Source organism: Sphingobium sp. TomMM15, from assembly GCF_055397045.1.
Genome location: NZ_AP027314.1, coordinates 58,599 through 78,373 on the forward strand (window position 1 = coordinate 58,599; position 19,775 = coordinate 78,373).

Annotated in this window: 24 protein-coding genes; 21 read left to right on the plus strand and 3 right to left on the minus strand. The window is 63.7% G+C overall.

Translation table 11 applies throughout. From position 1 onward, the window contains the following. Positions 1-10 precede the first annotated feature (10 nt). The 8 genes from ACZ51H_RS00295 (at position 11) to ACZ51H_RS00330 (ending at position 7,699) form a co-directional block, all read left to right on the plus strand. A complete protein-coding gene (locus ACZ51H_RS00295) occupies positions 11-2,149 on the plus strand; it encodes an RNA degradosome polyphosphate kinase (protein WP_464771796.1) in 2,139 nt (712 codons plus the stop codon). 6 nt (positions 2,150-2,155) lie between these two features. Beyond that, positions 2,156-3,670 (plus strand): Ppx/GppA phosphatase family protein, encoded by a 1,515-nt coding sequence (locus tag ACZ51H_RS00300; RefSeq protein ID WP_464802094.1) that lies wholly within the window; start codon positions 2,156-2,158, stop codon positions 3,668-3,670. A 188-nt stretch (positions 3,671-3,858) separates the two neighbouring features. Next, a complete protein-coding gene (gene argB / locus ACZ51H_RS00305; RefSeq protein WP_230463238.1) occupies positions 3,859-4,764 on the plus strand; it encodes an acetylglutamate kinase in 906 nt (301 codons plus the stop codon). 173 nt (positions 4,765-4,937) lie between these two features. Then, the gene (locus tag ACZ51H_RS00310; RefSeq protein ID WP_196225267.1) at positions 4,938-5,228 is read left to right on the plus strand and encodes a YggT family protein; all 291 of its coding nucleotides are present in this window, start codon (positions 4,938-4,940) and stop codon (positions 5,226-5,228) included. Beyond that, positions 5,225-5,548: a DUF167 family protein gene (locus tag ACZ51H_RS00315; RefSeq protein WP_464802095.1), complete on the plus strand. Its 324-nt coding sequence runs from the start codon at positions 5,225-5,227 to the stop codon at positions 5,546-5,548. The genes ACZ51H_RS00310 and ACZ51H_RS00315 overlap by 4 nt, the downstream gene beginning before the upstream one ends. Further along, on the plus strand, positions 5,545-6,438 hold the full coding sequence (folD, locus tag ACZ51H_RS00320) for a bifunctional methylenetetrahydrofolate dehydrogenase/methenyltetrahydrofolate cyclohydrolase FolD (protein WP_464802096.1): 894 nt from the start codon (positions 5,545-5,547) through the stop codon (positions 6,436-6,438). Before ACZ51H_RS00315 ends, folD begins: the two co-directional genes overlap by 4 nt. Continuing rightward, positions 6,435-7,085: a YybH family protein gene (locus ACZ51H_RS00325; RefSeq protein WP_464802097.1), complete on the plus strand. Its 651-nt coding sequence runs from the start codon at positions 6,435-6,437 to the stop codon at positions 7,083-7,085. Before folD ends, ACZ51H_RS00325 begins: the two co-directional genes overlap by 4 nt. After that, positions 7,082-7,699, plus strand: a complete 618-nt coding sequence (locus ACZ51H_RS00330) for a MarC family protein (protein WP_460987410.1) — start codon at positions 7,082-7,084, stop codon at positions 7,697-7,699. The genes ACZ51H_RS00325 and ACZ51H_RS00330 overlap by 4 nt, the downstream gene beginning before the upstream one ends. Before the next feature lie 140 nt (positions 7,700-7,839). On the opposite strand, the gene ACZ51H_RS00335 is transcribed toward ACZ51H_RS00330, so the two are convergent. After that, positions 7,840-8,520: a YiaD family glycine zipper/OmpA-like lipoprotein gene (locus tag ACZ51H_RS00335; RefSeq protein ID WP_464802098.1), complete on the minus strand. Its 681-nt coding sequence runs from the start codon at positions 8,518-8,520 to the stop codon at positions 7,840-7,842. Positions 8,521-8,673: 153 nt separating this feature from the next. On the opposite strand from ACZ51H_RS00335, the gene ACZ51H_RS00340 reads away from it, so the two are divergent. From ACZ51H_RS00340 to arsC, 4 genes are all read left to right on the plus strand, one after another. Beyond that, entirely contained in the window at positions 8,674-9,990 is a 1,317-nt protein-coding gene (locus ACZ51H_RS00340) for a hemolysin family protein (RefSeq protein ID WP_464802099.1), read from the plus strand. 160 nt (positions 9,991-10,150) lie between these two features. Beyond that, the gene (locus ACZ51H_RS00345) at positions 10,151-10,519 is read left to right on the plus strand and encodes an ArsR/SmtB family transcription factor (protein WP_464771804.1); all 369 of its coding nucleotides are present in this window, start codon (positions 10,151-10,153) and stop codon (positions 10,517-10,519) included. Beyond that, positions 10,516-11,184 carry an aquaporin gene (locus tag ACZ51H_RS00350; protein ID WP_464802100.1) on the plus strand — a complete coding sequence of 223 codons (669 nt, stop codon included), beginning with the start codon at positions 10,516-10,518 and terminating at the stop codon, positions 11,182-11,184. Before ACZ51H_RS00345 ends, ACZ51H_RS00350 begins: the two co-directional genes overlap by 4 nt. Further along, complete coding sequence (arsC, locus tag ACZ51H_RS00355; RefSeq protein WP_464802101.1) at positions 11,177-11,587, plus strand: arsenate reductase (glutaredoxin); 411 nt, start codon at positions 11,177-11,179, stop codon at positions 11,585-11,587. The genes ACZ51H_RS00350 and arsC overlap by 8 nt, the downstream gene beginning before the upstream one ends. 101 nt (positions 11,588-11,688) lie before the next feature. Here arsC and ACZ51H_RS00360 read toward each other — a convergent pair whose 3' ends face one another. Further along, positions 11,689-12,348: a c-type cytochrome gene (locus ACZ51H_RS00360; protein ID WP_464802102.1), complete on the minus strand. Its 660-nt coding sequence runs from the start codon at positions 12,346-12,348 to the stop codon at positions 11,689-11,691. Positions 12,349-12,535: 187 nt separating this feature from the next. On the opposite strand from ACZ51H_RS00360, the gene ACZ51H_RS00365 reads away from it, so the two are divergent. From ACZ51H_RS00365 to ACZ51H_RS00395, 7 genes are all read left to right on the plus strand, one after another. Further along, on the plus strand, positions 12,536-13,426 hold the full coding sequence (locus tag ACZ51H_RS00365) for a prephenate dehydratase (protein ID WP_464802103.1): 891 nt from the start codon (positions 12,536-12,538) through the stop codon (positions 13,424-13,426). A 40-nt stretch (positions 13,427-13,466) separates the two neighbouring features. After that, positions 13,467-14,195, plus strand: a complete 729-nt coding sequence (locus ACZ51H_RS00370) for a sterol desaturase family protein (RefSeq protein WP_460988158.1) — start codon at positions 13,467-13,469, stop codon at positions 14,193-14,195. Next, positions 14,192-14,629 carry a DUF2141 domain-containing protein gene (locus tag ACZ51H_RS00375; RefSeq protein ID WP_460987416.1) on the plus strand — a complete coding sequence of 146 codons (438 nt, stop codon included), beginning with the start codon at positions 14,192-14,194 and terminating at the stop codon, positions 14,627-14,629. Before ACZ51H_RS00370 ends, ACZ51H_RS00375 begins: the two co-directional genes overlap by 4 nt. A 72-nt stretch (positions 14,630-14,701) precedes the next feature. Further along, a complete protein-coding gene (locus ACZ51H_RS00380) occupies positions 14,702-15,544 on the plus strand; it encodes a MipA/OmpV family protein (RefSeq protein WP_464802104.1) in 843 nt (280 codons plus the stop codon). Positions 15,545-15,626: 82 nt separating this feature from the next. After that, positions 15,627-16,538, plus strand: a complete 912-nt coding sequence (locus tag ACZ51H_RS00385; protein ID WP_460987418.1) for a tetratricopeptide repeat protein — start codon at positions 15,627-15,629, stop codon at positions 16,536-16,538. Between the two features lie 11 nt (positions 16,539-16,549). Further along, the gene (locus tag ACZ51H_RS00390) at positions 16,550-17,161 is read left to right on the plus strand and encodes an LON peptidase substrate-binding domain-containing protein (RefSeq protein WP_460987419.1); all 612 of its coding nucleotides are present in this window, start codon (positions 16,550-16,552) and stop codon (positions 17,159-17,161) included. After that, positions 17,158-17,331 carry a Trm112 family protein gene (locus ACZ51H_RS00395; RefSeq protein ID WP_464771810.1) on the plus strand — a complete coding sequence of 58 codons (174 nt, stop codon included), beginning with the start codon at positions 17,158-17,160 and terminating at the stop codon, positions 17,329-17,331. The genes ACZ51H_RS00390 and ACZ51H_RS00395 overlap by 4 nt, the downstream gene beginning before the upstream one ends. Positions 17,332-17,476: 145 nt before the next feature. Here the strand turns inward: ACZ51H_RS00395 and ACZ51H_RS00400 are convergent, their stop codons facing one another. Then, positions 17,477-18,073, minus strand: a complete 597-nt coding sequence (locus tag ACZ51H_RS00400; protein WP_464802105.1) for a TlpA family protein disulfide reductase — start codon at positions 18,071-18,073, stop codon at positions 17,477-17,479. A 58-nt stretch (positions 18,074-18,131) separates the two neighbouring features. Between ACZ51H_RS00400 and argH the strand changes: the two genes are divergently transcribed. Together argH and ACZ51H_RS00410 are read left to right on the plus strand one after the other, a co-directional pair. Then, complete coding sequence (gene argH, locus ACZ51H_RS00405) at positions 18,132-19,499, plus strand: argininosuccinate lyase (RefSeq protein ID WP_464802106.1); 1,368 nt, start codon at positions 18,132-18,134, stop codon at positions 19,497-19,499. Continuing rightward, entirely contained in the window at positions 19,496-19,756 is a 261-nt protein-coding gene (locus ACZ51H_RS00410; RefSeq protein WP_449471088.1) for a hypothetical protein, read from the plus strand. Before argH ends, ACZ51H_RS00410 begins: the two co-directional genes overlap by 4 nt. Positions 19,757-19,775: the final 19 nt, after the last annotated feature.

Here is a 19,775-nt window from a genome sequence, read left to right on the forward strand (position 1 = left end):
TGAGAGAGACGTGGCCGAAGCTGATCCGTCCGCCAGCCTGACACTGCCTACCGACCGCTATTTCAACCGGGAGCTGTCCTGGCTGGCGTTCAACCAGCGCGTGCTGGAAGAGGCGATGAACCGCGCCCATCCGCTGCTGGAGCGGCTGCGTTTCCTGTCGATTTCCGGCGCGAACCTGGATGAGTTCTTCAGCGTGCGCGTGGCGGGCCTTAAAGGCCAGCAGTTGCAGGATGTCGATATGCGGTCGGCCGATGGGCTGACCCCCGCGCAGCAACTTGCCGCGATCACCGATGAAACCGCGCGGCTGATGACGGCGCAGCAGAAGGTCTGGGGCGCGCTGCATGGTGAGCTGACGCGGGTCGGGATCGAGGTCATGGGTCCTGCGAGCGAGATCGATGCGGGCAGCGAGACATGGCTGCGCGAGCATTTCCTGAGCCAGGTTTTTCCGATCCTGACGCCACAGGCGCTGGACCCGGCGCATCCTTTCCCCTTCATTCCCAATCAGGGGCTGTCGATCGTCTTCGATCTGGAAAGGCTGTCGGACAAGCAGCCGATCCGCGAATTGGTGATGATCCCGTCCTCGCTCGCCCGCTTTGTCCGCATGCCGGGTACGCCTGCGCGCTACATGGCTTTGGAAGCGGTGATCCGCCGTTTTTCGGGCGATCTCTTCCCCGGCTATCGGGTGCGCAACAGCGGTGTGTTCCGCATCATCCGCGACAGCGATATCGAGATTGAGGAAGAGGCGGAGGATCTGGTCCGCTATTTCCGCAGCGCCATCAAGCGCCGCCGCCGGGGCCGCGTGATCCGCATGGAGATTGAGGAGCGCATTCCCGAGCCGGTCGAGGAAATGTTGCAGGACATGCTTCAGGGGCATGAGGCGATCATTGCCGAGGTCGAGGGCTTTGTTGGCATTGGCGACCTGAGCGGCATTGTTGAGGAAGACCGGCCGGATTTGAAGTTCGAGCCCTATGCGCCGCGCTTCCCCGAGCGCATTCGCGAATATGGCGGGGATTGCTTTGCGGCGATCCGGGCGAAGGACATTGTCGTCCATCACCCCTATGAAGCGTTCGACGTGGTTGTTTCGTTCCTGAAACAAGCGGCGTCCGACCCGGACTGCGTCGCGATCAAGCAGACGCTGTATCGCGCGGGCAAGCAGTCGGCGATCATCCGCGCGCTGATCGACGCGGCGGAGGCGGGCAAGTCGGTGACGGCCGTTGTCGAGCTGAAGGCGCGGTTCGACGAGGAACAGAACCTGATGTGGGCCGATGCGCTGGAACGCGCTGGCGTGCAGGTGGTCTATGGCTTCATCGACTGGAAGACGCACGCCAAGGTGTCGATGGTGGTCCGCCGAGAAGGGGAGGCTTTCCGCACCTACTGCCATTTCGGCACGGGCAATTATCATCCCGTCACTGCGCGCATCTACACCGATTTGAGCTTCTTCACCGCCGATCCCGCCTATGGCCGGGATGCCGCCGCGCTGTTCAACTATATCACCGGCTATGTCGAGCCGCAGAGCCTTGAAAAGCTGGTGATGAGCCCGCGCGACCTGCGCGATCGGCTCTGTCAGCTTATCGATGCGGAGATCGAGCATGTCCGCGCTGGCCGCCCCGGCGATATCTGGGCCAAGATGAATTCGCTGGTCGATCCGGCGATCATCGAGAAGCTGTATGCCGCCAGCAATGCGGGCGTGCAGATCGACCTGATCGTGCGCGGCATTTGCTGCCTGCGGCCGGGCGTGCCGGGCATGTCGGAAAATATCCGGGTGAAATCGGTCGTCGGCCGCTTTCTGGAACATAGCCGCATCACGGCTTTCGGTAATGGCAAGGCGCTGCCCAATAATGGTGCGAAGGTGTTCATCAGTTCGGCGGACTGGATGCCGAGGAACTTTGACCGCCGCGTGGAATTTCTGGCTCCTGTGGAGAACCCGACCGTTCACGACCAGATTTTGGACCAGGTGATGGTCGCCAACCTGATCGACACCGAACAGAGTTGGGAGCTGGACAGCGACGGCCATTATGCCCGCGTCGATTCGACGGATCGCCCGTTCAACCTGCACCGCTATTTCATGACCAACCCGTCTTTGTCAGGCCGGGGTGCGTCGCTGGATAGTGGGGCGGTGCCGACATTGCGCCTGCGCGGACGGGCCTGAACGGTCATGAATTCGATGCTGAGCCAGGTGCGCGCCATCGCTGAAACGATGGTGACCTCACCTGCCCATGCCAAGGCGCGCACGGCCATCATCGACATCGGGTCCAACAGCGTGCGCTTAGTCGTCTATGACGGGCCACGGCGCATCCCCTTCATCCTGTTCAATGAAAAGGTAATGGCGGGGCTGGGCGCGTCGCTTGGGCGGACGGGACGGATCGAGCCGGAAGCCATGGAGCGCGGATTGCGGGCGGTAGGGCGCTTTGCCCATCTGTGCCGCGAGATGGAGGTGCGGGACGTGCGCTGCGTCGCCACCGCCGCCGTGCGTGATGCCGCCAATGGCGAAGAGTTCATCCTGCGCGCCAAGGACATGGGCCTCGAAGTCGAGTTGCTGTCCGGGAGGCAGGAGGCGGTTGCGGCGGCCTATGGCGTTCTGTCGGGCATCCCCGGCGCGGACGGCATTGTTGGCGATCTGGGCGGCGGCAGTCTGGAACTGGCGCGGGTACGCGACGGCGCGGTGCATGAGACGATATCGCTGCCGCTGGGCGTGCTGCGCCTGCCGCAGATCCGGGCGAAGGGGCCGGCCGTTCTGGAACGGCAGGTGAAGAAGATGCTGGCGAAGGCGGGCTGGAATGCCGGACCTGACCTGCCCTTCTATCTGGTGGGCGGGTCGTGGCGCGCTCTGGCCCGGTTCGACATGCAGCTGACCAACTTTCCGCTGCCGGTGGTGCATCAATATGCGATGCCCGCCGCCCGCGCGGAGCAACTGACGCGGATCGTGTCGCATGTGGGCCGGGCGCGGTTGAAGGATATTCCGTCGATCACGGGGTCGCGCGTGCCGACTTTGCCCGATGCGGCGGCGCTGCTGTCGGTCGTCGTCCGGCAGTTGAAGTCGAGTGAACTGGTCGTGTCGGCCTATGGCCTGCGCGAAGGGTTGTTGTTCGAAGATCTGCCCGCCGACATTCGCACGCATGATCCGTTGCTGGTCGCGGCGGAGGCGGAGGGCGAGGCGCAGGGGCGCTTCGCGGGCCATGGCGACATGATCGACCGCTGGATCGGGCCGCTGTTCCGCGACGATGAGCCGTCCTGGCGGCGCATCCGTCGGGCCGCTTGCCTGCTCGCCGATGTCGGCTGGCGCGCCAATCCGGATTTCCGGGCGGAACGTGGGGTGGAGATTGCCCTGCACAGCAATTGGGTGGGCATCACCGCGCCCGAGCGGGCGATGCTGGCGCAGGCTCTGCACAGCAATTTTGGGGGATCGGCCACGCCGCCCGCCGGGATTGTAGGGCTGGCTTCAGCGGCCGCGTTGAAGCGCGCAACCTGGTGGGGGCTGGCGATTCGGCTGGGCCAGCGCCTGTCGGGCGGGGTTGAAGGGCCTTTGCTTGCGTCCACGCTGGCGATGGATGGCGATACGTTGGAGTTGCGGCTGAAAGGGGTCGATGTCGATCTGTTCGGCGAGGCGGTCGAGCGGCGGCAGCGGCATCTGGCGCAGGCCATGGGGGTCAAGTATCGGATGGCCTGGTGAGTGGGTGTGTGAAGGGGGGACTCTCTCCCTCTCCCCTTTAGGGAAGAGGGCTGGGGAGAGGGGAGCAACGCCAAGGTCTAACAGGCCCCTCTCCCGCCTTCGCTACGCTCGGCACCCTCTCCCCTGAAGGGGAGAGGGGAAATTGCCCAACTTGCCCCCGCATCTATAAGGCCCTATTGCGCGCGCCCATGAACAGCAAGCATGCCCCCGACCCCGCTCTCCTCGCCAAGGCCGAAACGCTCGTGGAGGCGCTGCCCTATATGCAGCGTTATGCGGGGCAGACGTTCGTCGTGAAATATGGTGGCCATGCGATGGGCGATCCCGAGGCAGCGCGCGATTTCGCCGAGGACGTGGTGCTGATGAAGGCGGTCGGCATCAATGTCGTCGTCGTGCATGGTGGCGGGCCGCAAATCGGCGCTATGCTCAAGAAGCTGGGCGTCGAATCGCACTTCGTGAACGGCCTGCGCGTCACCGACAGGGAAACGGCGCAGATTGCCGAAATGGTGCTGGCGGGCTCCATCAACAAGGAAATCGTCGGCTGGATTTCCGGCGCGGGCGGGAAGGCTGTGGGCATTTCCGGCAAGGATGGCGGGCTCGTCCTGTGCGAGAAGGTCGGCGATACGCGGGCGCCCGATCCCAATTCGGGGATTGAGCGCAATGTCGACCTGGGCTTCGTCGGCGATCCGGTGAAGGTCGACCGGTCGATCCTGGACACGCTGACGCAGAGCGGCATCATCCCGGTCATTGCGCCGGTGGGCATTGGCGCTGACGGACACACCTATAATGTGAACGCCGACACGATGGCGGGCGCGATCGCGGCGGAGCTTCAGGCTTCGCGCTTCTTCCTGCTGACCGATGTCGCGGGCGTGCTGGACAAGCAGGGGCAGTTGCTGACTGACCTCGACCCGGCGGCGATCAAGGTGCTGCAAGAGGATGGCACGATCAGCGGCGGCATGATTCCGAAGCTGGAAACCTGCGTGAAGGCGGTCGAGGGCGGCGTGGACGCTGCTGTCATTCTCGACGGACGGGTGCCGCATGCGATGCTGCTGGAGATTTTCACGAAGCGGGGTGCGGGTACTTTAGTGCGGCGGTGAGGGATTCTCCCACCGTCATCCCAGCGGAAGCTGGGATCTCGGGCGGCGTCGCGCTTCCTCTCCTGAGATCCCAGCTTCCGCTGGGATGACGCCAAGAAGGCAGAAGAACAAGGGAACCCTTGTCGCGGCCTCCCCCGCTCGGCTAGAGCAGCGGCAGTCAATTTGGAGACCGCATGGCCTACGCGCTCTATCAGATCATTGTCATCCTGCTCGATGTGCTGTGGTGGATCATCATCATCCAGGCGATCATGAGCTGGTTGATCGCCTTCAATGTCATCAACACGTCCAGCGATATCGTGCGCACGATCATCGTGGCGCTCGACCGGATGACGGCGCCGATCTACAATCCGATCCGAAGGGTGATGCCTGACCTTGGCGCGCTCGACCTGTCGCCGATGGTCGTGCTGCTCGCCATCCTCATCATCCGACAGGCCATATTGCCGCCGCTCTTCGGGCTGGTGTGAGCGTCTGGAGGCAGGACGGAAACGACCTGCTGCTCTCTGTCCGGTTGACGCCAGGCGCGGCGCGTGAAGATATTGGCGGGTGCTGGACGGACGAGAAGGGCGCGCAATGGCTGGGCGCGCGCGTCCGCGCCGTCGCGGAAAAGGGCAGGGCGAACGCGGCGCTCATTGCGCTGCTCGCCAAGGGGCTAGACTGGCCACGTAGCGCGATTTCACTGGAATCGGGTGACAGCAACCGGCTAAAGCGGCTTCGTATCAAGGGCGGTGTCGACGCGCTGGCGCGCCTGTCCGCCATCATCAAGGAACAGGTTGAGGCAGCATGACCATCGGCAAGATCATCGACGGAAAAGCCTTCGCCGCCACGCTGCGCGCGAAAGTGGCGGAGGGCGTCGCCGCCTTTGTCGAACGTACGGGGCGCAAGCCGGGCCTCGCCGTCGTGCTGGTGGGCGAGGACCCGGCCAGTTCCGTCTATGTCCGCAACAAGGGCAAGATGACGGTCGAGGCGGGCATGGAAAGCTTGGAGTTCAAGCTGCCCGCCAGCATCGGCGAGGATGCGTTGCTCGAACTGGTCGAGGAATTGAACGCCGATGACCGGGTGGACGGCATCCTCGTCCAATTGCCGCTGCCCGACCATATTGACGAGGCGGCGGTGATCGGCACGGTCGACCCGGCCAAGGATGTGGACGGGTTTCATGTCGTCAATTCCGGGCGGCTGGCGACGGGGCAGGAGGCGCTGGTGCCCTGTACGCCACTGGGCTGCATCATGCTGCTGAAGGATGAGTTGGGCGACCTGTCAGGCATGGAGGCGGTAGTCGTGGGCCGGTCCAACATCGTGGGCAAGCCGATGGCGCAGCTGCTTCTGGCCGAGAATTGCACAGTCACGATCGCGCATAGCCGCACGCGGGACCTGGCTTCGGTCGTGCATCGCGCCGACATCGTGGTGGCGGCGGTGGGCCGTGCCGAGATGGTGAAGGGCGAATGGATCAAGCCGGGCGCCACCGTGATCGACGTGGGCATCAACCGGGTGACGGATACCGAGGATGGCAAGAGCCGGATCGTCGGCGACGTCGCCACGGCGGAAGCGCTGGCCCATGTGGGGGCGATCACGCCGGTGCCGGGCGGTGTCGGGCCGATGACGATCGCGGTGCTGCTGCGCAATACGCTGGTGGCGGCCCATGCGCGCGCGGGGCTGGCGAAGCCGGAGGGGCTGTGACAGCAAGGCGGGCCGTCCTGATCGCGGCTTGCCTTATCGGGCTGGTCGCGGCGCGGCCGCCGATGCGGCATCAGCCCGACCCCAGTTCCGTCTTCGCCGCCGAAATCGCCTTCAACCGTTTGGCGCGGGACAAGGGGCAATGGACCGCCTTTCGCGAGACCGCCGCCGAGGATGCGGTGATGTTCGTGCCGCAGCGGGTGCTGGCGAAACAATGGTTGAAGGGGCGGGCCGATCCGCCCAAGCCGGTGAGCTGGACGCCGTCCACCATATATGTGTCGTGCGATGGCAATCTGGCGGCGAGTACGGGCAACTGGCAGCGGCCGGATGGAACGGTTGGTTATTTCACCACGATCTGGCGGCGGGACAAACAGGGCGCTTGGAAATGGGTGCTCGACCATGGCGATACGCTTGCCGCGCCGCGTCCTGCGTCGGAGTTTCTGGTGGGGAAGGTCGCCACCTGCAAGCGGGACAAAACGCCTGAGATGGTGGGCGCCAAGGCGAAAGCAGCGGTGCCACCTGCCGATGAAAGCCTTTTGTGGAATGCGGACGTTGCGCCCGATGGCGGGCGTCATGTCACTGTGCGCGTCTGGAACGGGACGAGCTATGACATGGTGATAGACGACAGGGTGGCGGCGCCGGGGGCATGATCGAGCTGTTCATCTCCGCCTTTGTCACGCTGTTCGTGGTCATCGATCCGCCCGGCTGCGCGCCTATCTATGCCAGCCTGACGACCGGGGCGAGCCATGCGCAGCGGCGGGCAATGGCGATCCGCGCGGTCGGCATCGCGGCGGTGATCCTGTTTATCTTTGCGCTGTGGGGGAAGCAGCTGCTGGGCGTGCTGGGCATCGCGCTCGACAGTTTCCGGATCGCGGGCGGGATCATGCTGTTCATCATCGCCATGGACATGGTGTTCGAAAAGCGCACCCAAAGGCGCGAGGACCGCGCGCACAAGATCGCCGAGACGCCCGAGGTCGAGGATGTGTCGGTATTCCCGATGGCGATGCCGATGATCGCCGGACCCGGGTCGATCGCCACGGTGATGCTGCTGATGTCGCGGGCTGATGGCATATCCGAGCGGCTGGTCGTCATGGGCGCGGTGCTGGTTACGCTGGTGCTGATGCTGGGGGCGTTGCTGGCGGCGGGGCCGATCATGGCGCGGCTGGGCAGCAAGATCGAGGCGGTGATTACCCGCTTGCTGGGGGTGCTGCTGGCGGCGCTGGCTGCGCAATTCGTGATCGATGGGCTGAAGGCGAGTTTTTGAAGCCTGGTTCGCTCCGTTTGAGTCCCTTCCTCCGTTCGGGCTGAGCCTGTCGAAGCCCTTCAGTTCTCATGAAGAAAAGAAGAGCCCTTCGACAAGCTCAGGGCGAACGGAGGAGAGGGCAGTTTTACTAGGTCGAGAGCTTACGCCCGGACGTCGCTTTCCGTGACCGGCGCGATCTTGATTTCGACGCGGCGGTTGCTGGCCTTGCCCTCGGCCGTGGCGTTGGAGGCGATGGGCTGCGTTTCGCCGAAGCCGCGCGTTGCGATGCGAGCCGACTGGACGCCGTGGCTGGTCAGATAGTCAGCGACCGACTGGGCGCGGCGTTCTGACAGGGTCTGGTTATAGGCGTCCGCACCGTCGCTGTCGGTGTGGCCGTATACGTCGATATAGGTTTTGGGATATTGCGAGAGGACCGAGGACACTTCGTCCAGCGTCGGGCGGAACTGCGGCTGCACGGCGGCGCTGTCGGTGGTGAAGGTGATGCCCGACGGCATGCGCAGCACCAGATTGTCACCATCGCGGATCACGTCCACGCCACTGCCAGCGGTTTCCTCGCGCAGCTTGCGTTCCTGCGCGTCCATGTAAGCGCCGATGCCTGCGCCCGCGACCGCGCCGATGCCCGCGCCCAGGATCTTTTCCGTGCGGTCACGCTTGCCGCCGACCAGATCGCCGAGCAGATAACCGCCCAGCGCGCCGCCGATGCCGCCGATCGCGGCCTTCGAAATCTGACGCTGCCCCGTGTTGGGGTCGGTCGTGCAGGCGGCGGTGGCGAGCATGGCGGCCAGACCTGCCGTACCCATGATGCGATGAGAAATCCGCATAGATTCAGTTCCCTTTTTGTCTTGCACCCGAAAGCGCGGATGCAGGCCCCAATCGTCAAAGCCCGCCTTTTGTTCCACAGGCGAACTGAACCGCAGGTGAGGGGACGGTTGTGAAACTGTAAGGAACAGGGTTATAGGGCGTAGCTGACCACCATGGCCACGATCCCCCCGCACGCTCCGACGCCCTTTCCCTGGGCAGACCTCGTCATCATTCTGGCGCTGGTCGCTCTGAATGGCGTTTTCGCCATGTCGGAACTGGCGATCGTGTCGGCTCGCCGCCCCCGGTTGCAGGCGATGGAGAAGGCGGGGCGGCGGGGCGCGCGCACGGCGCTGATGCTGGCGAGCGATCCCGGCAAGTTCCTTTCCACGGTCCAGATCGGCATCACCCTGATCGGCATCATCGCGGGCGCCTATTCCGGGGCGAGCCTTGGCGGACCCGTCGGCGAGCGGCTCCAGCAATTCGGATTGTCGCCCAATAGCGCCGAGAGTCTTGGTTTCGCGCTGGTCATCGGCCTCACCACCTATGCCTCGCTGATCATCGGGGAACTGGTGCCCAAGCAGTTCGCCCTGCGCTCGCCTGAACCCATTGCAGTCATCATGGCGACGCCGATGCTCTGGCTCGCCAAGATCACCGCGCCGATCGTGTGGGTGCTGGACGGGTCGAGCGCGCTCATTTTCCGCCTGCTGCGCATGACGCGGGAATCGGAACATCATGTGACGGCCGAGGAATTGCACCTGATCGTCGCGGAGGCGAGCCGGTCTGGCGTGATCGAGGAAAGCGAGCGCGCGATCATTTCCGGCGTCGTGCGGCTGGCCGACCGGCCGGTGCGCGAAGTCATGACGCCGCGCATGGATGTGGACTGGATCGACATCGGCGCGGAAGATGAAACCATCCGGGCAAGGCTGCTGGAAACGCCGCACACTCGGCTGCCGGTGGGCCGTGGAACGGTTGAGGATATTATCGGCGTCGTACAGGCGCGCGACATCATGGCTGCGCTGTTCCGGGGAGAGCGGCTGAACCTTGAGTCGTTGATGCGTCGTGTGGAGGTCGTGCCAGATCAGGTCGATGCGATGGACGCGCTGGAAGTGCTGCGCCGCGCGGACGTGCCCATGGTGATGGTGCATGACGAATATGGCCATTTCGAAGGCATAGCGACGCCTGCTGACCTGCTGTCCGCCATCGCGGGGCATTTCGCTTCCGATCGCGACGTGCATGATGAACCCGACCTTGTCGAACGGGAGGACGGCAGCCTGCTGGTGTCGGGCCAGATGCCGATGGACCTGCTCGCCGATCGGATCGGCATCGACCTGCCCGAGGACCGCGATTATGCCACGGTCGCGGGCCACGCGCTGTGGCTGCTCAAGCGCTTGCCTGAGGTCGGTGATTTCATCGACGATCAGGGGTGGCGATTTGAGATCGTCGATATGGATGGGCGTAAGATCGACAAGCTGCTGGTCGCGGAGCGTTAAAACGGCCTTCTGGCGACATTGTAGGAGATTAGGGTCGGCTTGTGACCAAGGCCGGTCATAAGGACGCTTGATTCCGATAGGCGAACGCACCCATTGGCTTGGGCGACATAATTCGATATTTCGGATTTTATCGAATAGTCGAATCGGAAGGTCGCCATCCGTGGCAGGTGAAAATCAGCAGATGTCGTTACCGGACGCCGTCGAAGCACTGTCGGCATTGGCGCATAATCACAGGCTGGCCGTCTTCCGCCTGCTTGTTCGTGCGGGTGCCTCGGGTGTCCCGGCCGGAGAAATAGCGCGCGAAGTGGGCGCATTGCCAAGCACGCTCTCCACGCATCTCACCATCCTGGGGCACGCTGGCCTGATCCAGTCCCGACGGGAGGGGCGGTCAGTGATTTACTCCGCCGATTATGAGGGGATGGGTGATCTTTTGAAGTTCCTCGTTTCCGACTGCTGCGCAGGACGTCCGGAAATCTGCGCACCTTTGGTCGCCATGGTGGACACCGCAAATTGCTGTTCGCCTCAATGACAGTCGTCCGCAACATTGCCGCTGAAGCCTTGGGCACGGCCATGCTGTTGGCCGTCGTCGTGGGGTCGGGGATCATGGGACAGCGGCTTGCCGCCGGTAACGATGCGATTGCATTGTTGGCGAACACGGTGGCGACCGGGGCGGGCCTCGTCGTCCTGATCCATATGTTCGCGCCGCTGTCAGGCGCACATTTCAACCCGGCGGTAACGCTTGTTTTCCTGCTGCGTGGTGAAGTCACCCCCCAAAAGGCTTTGCAATATGTGGTCGCACAGATTTGCGGCGCCGTTGTTGGCGTATGGACCGCGCACGCGATGTTCGCCGAGCCAGTGTTGCAAATCTCAACAAAATTGCGTGACGGCTGGGGGCAGGGTTTTGCGGAAGCCGTCGCCACCTTCGGCCTGATCGGGACGATATTGACGACACAGCGGTCCCGACCCGAGTTCACGCCGACGGCGGTGGGGCTCTACATCACGGCCGCTTACTGGTTCACGGCGTCCACATCCTTCGCCAATCCCGCCGTGACCGTGGCTCGCGGCCTGACGAACAGCTTTGCGGGGATTGCGCCATCATCGATCCCCTTGTTCATCGGCGGCCAAAGTGCAGGCGCCATAGTCGCGCTGATGGTGTTTGGCTGGCTTTTACAGGAGGACCCGTATCGTGCCTGATACCTTTCCCATTAGGATATATCACAATCCCGATTGCGGCACGTCGCGTAACGCGCTCGCGATGATCCAGGCTGCGGGCTATCGTCCCGAGGTCATTGAATATCGCGACATCGGCTGGACCCGTTCCCTATTGGAGCGCCTGATCGCCGATATGCGTGCGTCGCCGCGTGATCTGTTGCGAGAAAAGGGCACGCCTGCCGCGGAACTCGGCTTGATGGGCGCGGATGCCACGGATGATCAAATCCTAGCGGCGATGGTTGAGCACCCCATTCTTGTGAACCGCCCTATTGTGGTCTCCCCCCTGGGCACAAAGCTGTGTCGTCCCTCAGAGGTCGTATTGACTCTATTGGACCGCCAGCCTGATCGATTTACCAAGGAGGATGGTGAAGTCGTAAAGCCCTGAGACGACCCGAGTTTCAAAAGGGTGCATTTCCCAAACGCAACGGGCGCGGCAATCAGTGCCGCGCCCGTCAGGTTCAACAGGAGGGGCCGACCCCTCCGCTATTATTTGCCAGCAGCGGCGGGTCCGGTCGCCGGAGCCGCGTTGGCCGGAGCCTTGCCTTCGACGCTTTCGGCGGCGTTCGTCGCATTGGCGGCGGCTTCGCCGGGCGTTGCGCTCGCTTCTGCGGGTGCGGCATCGGCGGCGGGCAGGGGCAGGTTGGAGCCCTGCGTGTTGAGCCATGCGATGAGGTTGGCGCGGTCGGCCGGGTTGCCGAGGCCCGCGAAGGTCATCTTGGTGCCGGGCGCGAATTCACGCGGGCTGGTCAGCCAGTGATCCAGATTCTCGAAGGTCCAGTTGCCGCCCTTCTTTTTGAGCGCGTCGGAGAAGGCGAAGCCGCCCTTGCCCTGTCCGATGCCTTCGCCAACGGTAGCATAAAGGTTGGGGCCGATACCGTTGGCGCCGCCCTGGTTGACGGTGTGGCAGGCCGCGCACTTGGCGAAGACCTTTTCACCGGCGGCGACATCCGCGCTGGCGAGAAGCGTGTTCAGGCCGGGACCAGCAGCTGCGCCGCCTTCGCCCTCGGCCTCCACGCCTTCGATCGCATAGCCCATCTTTTCGGGCCGTTCGTCATGGAAATATTTGGAGCTGACGATGCCGCCACCCAGCGCAATGATCCCCGCAAACAACGCCCAGCCTGCAACGGTGTTGAAACGATCACCCATTTCGCTTGGATTCCCTTGAATTTCTGTTCTGGCGGCTTGGTTTCCGCGCCCCCTCTAGCGCGCTGCCATAATGACGCAAGAGCGAACGTGCAAGCATGGTTGGAAGCTGTGGCGTCTTCACCGGTGTCAGCCGGGGATTCCGACACGCTTGCGCGCGCGTGGAGGAGTGCCTAAGCGCGCTTTACCCATGGAAAACTATCCTGCCCCCGCCCGCGCGCTGGTCGCGGAACTCGCCGAAAAGGCCGCAGCGGACCCGTCGCGCGCCATCGCCTATCAAGGCGCGCCGGGCGCCAATTCGCACCTTGCCGCGCTGGGATATGCGCCCGATTGGGTGCCGCTGCCCTGCTTCGCTTTTGAAGATGCGATCGACGCGGTGCGCAATGGTTTGGCGGCGCGGGCGATCATTCCCATCGAAAACAGCCTGCATGGCCGGGTCGCCGACATGCATTTCCTGCTGCCCGAATCGGGGCTGCACATCGTTGACGAATATTTCCTGCGCATCCGCCACTGCCTGATGGCCATCGACGATAGCCCGGTCAAAAGCGCGATCAGCCATCCGCAGGCATTGGGCCAATGCCGCCATTATCTGCGCGAGCGGGGTATCCAGCCGGTGGCCTATGCCGACACGGCGGGAGCCGCGGCGCTGGTCGCGGAATCGCGTAAGCCGGGGGAGGGCGCGGTGGCGCCCTATCTGGCGGCCGAGCTTTATGGGCTGAAGATGGTGGCGGAGAATATCGAGGATAGCGACGACAATATGACGCGCTTCCTTATACTGTCGCGCGAGCCGACCATGCCGGAGCCCGATGATGGGCCGGTCATGACGACATTCCTGTTCGAGGTGAAGAATGTCCCCGCCGCGCTGTACAAGGCGATGGGCGGCTTCGCCACGAACGGCGTCAACATGACGAAGTTGGAAAGCTACCAGCGCGGTGCGAGTTTCGCCGCGACGGAGTTTTTCTGCGACATTGAGGGGATGCCGGGCGACCCTGCCGTCGATCGCGCGCTCGCCGAACTGGAATTCCACAGCAAATGGGTGCGCATGCTGGGCAGTTATCGTCAGGCGCGGCCCCGGACCTGATGGGGTGACGGGCCGGGCGCTGCTGCCTATAGTCGATCCCATGCTGGCCGCGATCCTTCTTTCCGCTCTTGCCATGAGCGCGATCGTGGCGGTGCGCTATTTGGTCACCAGCGGCGGCTTTGCGCTGGCGACGCGTGTCCGGCAGCCGGGACTCTATGCCGGGCTGGACCCGCAGATTCGGCGGGAGATTGCGTGGTCGCTGGCATCGGCGCTGATTTACGGCATTCCGGCGGGCGTGGTCGCCTGGGGATGGCAGGCGCAGGGCTGGACGCGTATCTATACCGACGTCGCGGCCTATCCGCTCTGGTATCTGCCTATATCCGTGCTGCTATACCTCGCGGCGCATGACAGTTGGTTTTACTGGACGCATCGCTGGATGCACCGGCCGCGCCTGTTCCGCGCCGCCCATGCCGTGCATCATGCGAGCCGCCCGCCAACGGCCTGGGCGGCGATGAGCTTTCATCCATGGGAAGCGTTGAGCGGCGCCATCGTCATTCCGGCGCTGGTGTTCCTGATCCCCATTCATGTTGCGGCGCTGGGCTGTGTGCTGGCGATCATGACGGTGATGGGCGTGTCGAACCATATGGGGTGGGAGATGTTTCCGCGCTGGATGGTGCAGGGACCGGCGGGCCGCTGGCTGATCACTGCCAGCCATCATCAACGGCATCATGAACAATATAATTGCAATTACGGGCTTTATTTTCGTGTCTGGGACCGGCTGTGCGGGACCGACCGGGGACTGGGCGATTTTAGGAAGATGCACGGATGAAGGAAAAATTGCTGCTCGCGGCCGGGGCCATGTTGATTCTGCCCGGCGCCGCGCCGGTGGGCCAGCCGCAGCCGATCAGCATCGAGGTTGAAGGCCTGCGATCGCACAAGGGAAATCTGCTGGTCTGCGTCGCGCGCTCGCCCGCCTATTTTCCCGATTGCAGCCATGATCCCGACAAGCGCCATCTGGTCGTCGCCGCCACATCGGCGGCGATCCCGCTGGGCGATCTGGCGCCCGGAACCTATGGCGTCGCGATCATCCATGATGAAAATGGCAATGGGAAGCTCGACACGTTCGCCGGTATCCCGCGCGAGGGCGTGGGCTTTTCCCGAAACCCGGCCATCCGGTTCGGCGCGCCCAGTTTCCGATCTGCGCAATTTACCGTGACCGGGTCGGCGATGCGTCAGGACATAAAGGTCAAATATTTCCTCTGATTGCATCCATCCGGAACTGTAATGGCAGCGAAACATTCTAAACGCTGACCATTTAGATGGAACAGGGGATTTATGAACCATCGACAGATATTGTTCGCGGGCCTTGCCTTTATTGCGCTGGGTGCCGCCGACACCGCTTTTGCCCAAACGAACGACAGCAACGTGCTGACCGTCGGGATCGGCGCCGCCGTCATTCCCAGCTATGAAGGGTCGGACGACTATCGGGTGATCCCCGTCCCGCAGCTGCGCGGCAAGGTGAGCGATTTTGCCTTCTGGACCCGCGGGCCGAGCCTGTATTTCGATGTCATTCCCAATCGGGGGCAGGATATCGACCTGCAATTGGGGCCAGTGGCGGGCGTCCGTTTCGATCGGTCGAGCCGCAAGAATATCAAGGATGCCGCAGTGCGCGCGCTTGGCGAACGCGATAAGGCGGTGGAGCTTGGCGGCTTTGTCGGCATCGGCAAGACCGGCGTTCTCACCAGCGCCTACGACAATCTGTCCGTCCGCGTTGCTGTGACGAAGGATGTCGCGGGCGCACATGAAAGCTTCATCGTGACGCCAGCGATCGAATATTTCACCCCGCTGTCCACGCGCAGTTTCGTGGGTCTGGGCGTGTCGGCCGATTATGTGGGCAAGAAATATGGCCGCTATTATTATGATGTCGATGCCGCCGGGGCGCTGGCGTCCGGTCTGCCGGAATATTCGCGCGCGGGCGAGGGCTCGGGTTTCAAGAAGGTCGGCGTCAACCTGACCGGCGGCCTGTCATTGTCGGGCGATATTCGTAAAGGCTGGGCGCTGTTCGCGCTGGGCGGCTATTCGCGGATGCTGGGTGCCTATGCGGACTCACCCATCGTCAGCATCGCGGGTTCCAGGAATCAATGGATCGGTGCGGTCGGCGTCGGCTATACCTTCTGATCTTGTGCGGATAGGGTGACGCCCCACATAAGGCGCTGTATGGACGCGGCACCCAAGCGCAACAAGGCAGGAGAATACGGCAGTGGCGACCCTAGGAATGAGCGACACCGATAAAGCAGCGGTGGAGGCGTTCCGCCGTGACGTGGTGGACCCGTCGCGCACCAGCCTGGTCATTGTCGATTTCTGGGCGGAATGGTGTGGCCCGTGCAAGCAGCTGACGCCGGTCATCGAAAAGGTTTGCGCCGACTATGCGTCCAAAGGCGTGAAGCTGGTGAAGATCAACGTCGATGAGGATAAGTTCATCGCCGCCCAGTTTCGTGTCCAGTCGATCCCGACCGTCTATGCCGTGTTCCAGGGCCAGCCGGTCGCTGACCTGAGCCAGGCACGCACCGAGGGGCAGTTGAAGCAATATCTCGACCAGTTGCTGGCGCAGTTGCCGATCGAATCGGATGAGAAGACGCAGCTGGAGGAAATCGCCCCGCTGATTGAAATGGGCGAGGAAATGTTGGCGGGTGGGGAGCCAGACCGCGCGCTTTCGGTGTTCGAGCAGGTTGGCCAGATGGTGCCTGACAATGCGGATGTCGCTTCCGGGCATGCGCGCGCTTTGGTGGCGCTTGGGCGGCTGGACGAAGCGGAGGCCGTGCTCGCCGCTTTGCCCGCCGATGTCGCCAAAGATCAGGCGATCGACCGCGCCCGCGCCGCCCTTGCTTTGGCGCGGGACGCCAAGCCCGTTTCCGACCTGTCCGGGGTCGAGGCGAAGGTTGCCGCCAATCCCGATGATCATGATGCACGCTTCGAACTGGCGGGCGGCCTGATGGCGAATGGCGAGCGGGATCGTGCCGCCGAGGAACTGCTGGAGATCATCCGCCGCGACCGCGAATGGAATGAAGGCGCGGCAAAGGCGCAACTGCTCAAGCTGTTCGAGGCCACCGGCCTTGAAGACCCGTGGGTCGCGGGGCAGCGGCGGAAATTGTCGCAGATCCTCTTTTCCTGACGGCGCGGCCGGTGAACCGCGCCCGCGTCTCCATCTTTCCGTTGTCCGGGGCGCTGTTGCTGCCGGGCATGGACATGCCGCTGCACATATTCGAGCCGCGTTACCGGGCGCTGATCCATGATGCCATGGCGCGGGACCGGCGCATCGGCATGATCCAGCCGCGTGGGGAGGGGGCCAAGCCCGCCCTGTACGATGTCGGATGCTTGGGCCGGATCAGCGAATTCGAAGTGCTGGATGACGGCCGTTTCAACATCATATTGGAAGGGCTGGCGCGTTTTCGGGTGATCCGCGAACTCGACGTCACCACCGCCTTTCGCCAGATCGAGGCCGATGTCGAGCAAGCGCCGGAGGATGAGGTGCTTCACGCCGTCGAGCGCGCGGCGCTTGAACAGGAATCGCGGCGCTTTGCCGAAGCATTGGGCTATGTCGTGGACTGGACCGCCGTGTCGCGGCTCGACGACACGTCGCTGGTGAACGGCATAGCCCAGATCGCGCCCTTCGATCCTGCCGCCAAGCAGACCTTGCTGGAGGCGGACAGCCTAAGCGAGCGGTGCGACCGGATCATTCAGCTGATGCAGATCGTTGGCCGGATGGAGCCTGATGGCGGGGCGACGATGCAATGATTTCGCCGGACCCTTATCTGTTGGCGAAGCTGGTCTGCCCTGTGACGCGGATGCCGTTGCGATGGAATGCTGAGAGCAGCGAGCTTGTTTCGGAGGCGGCGGGTTTGGCCTTTCCGGTGCGTGATGGCGTGCCGGTGCTGGTGGTGCGGGAAGCGAGGTCGCTAGGTTAGAAAATCCTCCCCATCGAAAGATGGGGAGGGGGACCGCCGCCAATGGCGGTGGTGGAGGGGAAGGACGCGCAGGTCGTGCCATTTTCCCCTCCACCATGCTTCGCATGGTCCCCCTCCCCATGCTCGGCATGGGGAGGATTTGACTCTAAGACTCCAAAGCCGTCTCGATCAGATCCCGGCCTTCCTTACTGTTCCAGTCCATCGCGCCGATCACGCGCAACATCTCCTTGCCCTGCCGGTCGTACAGCACGGTGGTGGGCAGCATGCCGGTCGCATAGTGGAAGCCGAACTGGTTTTCCGGATCGATGAAGCTCTTAAGGTGCGGCAGCGCATGCTTGGCGAAGAAGGGTTTCACCACGCTTTCGCCCTGGCTGTCCTGAGATATGGTCAGCACGGCCAGACCCTTGGCTCCGTACGCCTTGGCGACGGCATCGAGCGTTGGCATTTCCGCGATGCAGGGCGCGCACCATGTCGCCCACAGGTTCACCAGCAACGGCTTGCCCGCGAAGTCCTGCAAGGTGGCGTCCTTGCCATCCGGCCCGGCGAAGGCGAAATCGGGGGCGCGGGTGCCTGCCTTTGAACGGTCGAGCGTGAAGCTGAACGCGCCCTTGCCGCTTTGCGGCGCACCTGTCGCCTCGCCGCTTGTCGGGGGGACGGGCGCGCTGCTATTGGCTTGATCTTGCCCCGCGCCCGGCGATTGCCTATCGCACGCGCCGAGGCCAGCCAGCAGGAGCAGTGTCATTACGCAGGGCAAAGTTGATCGGGACGGGGAAGGTCGCACGGGAGACGGCTCCAACAGCATGTGGGGCGGACGCTTCGCAGCTGGTCCGGCTTCGGTCATGCGCGAGATAAATGCCTCCATCCCGTTCGACAAGCGATTGTGGAAGCAGGACATCGCAGGGTCGAAAGCGCATGTGGCGATGCTGGCCAAACAGGGCATTGTCGAAGGCGAGGACGCGCAGGCAATCACCGAGGGGCTGAACCGCATCGCCGCCGAGTATGAAGCGAATGGCGTACCGGTGAACCTGGACCTTGAAGATATTCACATGGTGACCGAGTCCCGGCTGGCCGAACTGATCGGTCCGACGGCGGGGCGGCTGCACACAGCGCGCTCGCGTAACGATCAGGTGGCGACCGACTTCCGCCTGTGGGTGCGCGATGCGATAGACGAGGTGGCGGCGGGGCTTGAGGCGCTGCAACAGGCGCTGCTCGCTCGTGCGGAGGAGCATGTCGACGCGGTGATGCCGGGCTTCACGCACCTTCAGTCCGCGCAGCCGGTGACGCTGGGCCATCACCTGATGGCTTATTATGAGATGGTGCGCCGTGATCGCAGCCGCTTTGCCGATGCGCGCGACCGGCTGAACGAATGCCCGCTGGGCGCGGCGGCGCTGGCCGGGACGGGTTTCCCGATCGATCGGCATGCGACGGCGGCGGCGCTGGGCTTTGCCAAGCCGACCGACAATAGCCTCGACAGCGTCAGCGACCGTGACTTCGCGCTCGATTATCTGATGGCGGCGACGCAATGCAGCCTTCATTTGTCGCGGCTGGCGGAAGAATTCATCATTTGGGCGAGCCAGCCCTTCGGCTTCGTGAAGCTGCCCGACGCCTATTCGACCGGCAGCTCGATCATGCCGCAAAAGCGCAATCCCGACGCCGCCGAACTGGTGCGCGGCCATGCCGGGCGGATCATGGGCTGCATGACGGCGCTTTGCGTCACGATGAAGGGCCTGCCGCTCGCCTATTCCAAGGACATGCAGGACGACAAGCCGCCAGTGTTCGAGGCGCATGACCTGCTGGGCCTGTCCATCGCGGCGATGACCGGGATGATCGAGACGGTGTCGTTCCGCACCGATCGCATGCGCGGCCTTGCCGAAAGCGGCTTTGCCACCGCCACCGACCTGGCCGACTGGCTGGTCCGCGAAGCCAATGTGCCGTTCCGCGAGGCGCATCATATCACCGGCCGCGCCGTCGCGGCGGCGGAGAGCGCGGGCACGCCGCTCGCCGACCTGCCGATCGAGACGCTGAAAGCGATTGACGCCCGCATCGATGAGCGCATCTATGCGGTGCTGACGGTCGATGCGTCGGTCGCGAGCCGCAAAAGCCATGGCGGCACCGCGCCCGATCAGGTGCGCGCGCGGATCACCCAGGCGCGGAAGGAACAGGCATGAGGATCGCCATCAGCCGGAACATCGCCTTCGCCCTGCTGGCGCTTGGGGTTGCCGCCTGTGGCGGACGTCAGCCGTTAAAGCCGGTCGCAGGGCAGAAAATGCCTGCGGTGCCGGTCGGCGCGGTGGCTGCCCCCACCGCGCAGCAGCTCATGACCCCATCCATGCAGTCGCGGCCCGAGCGGAGCGTCGACATCCTCTCGCAGTCGGAGGAGCGCAAGGATGATCCGTTCAACCTGCCGCCCGAAAACCAGCCCTGACAAGATTCGCTAGGACAAA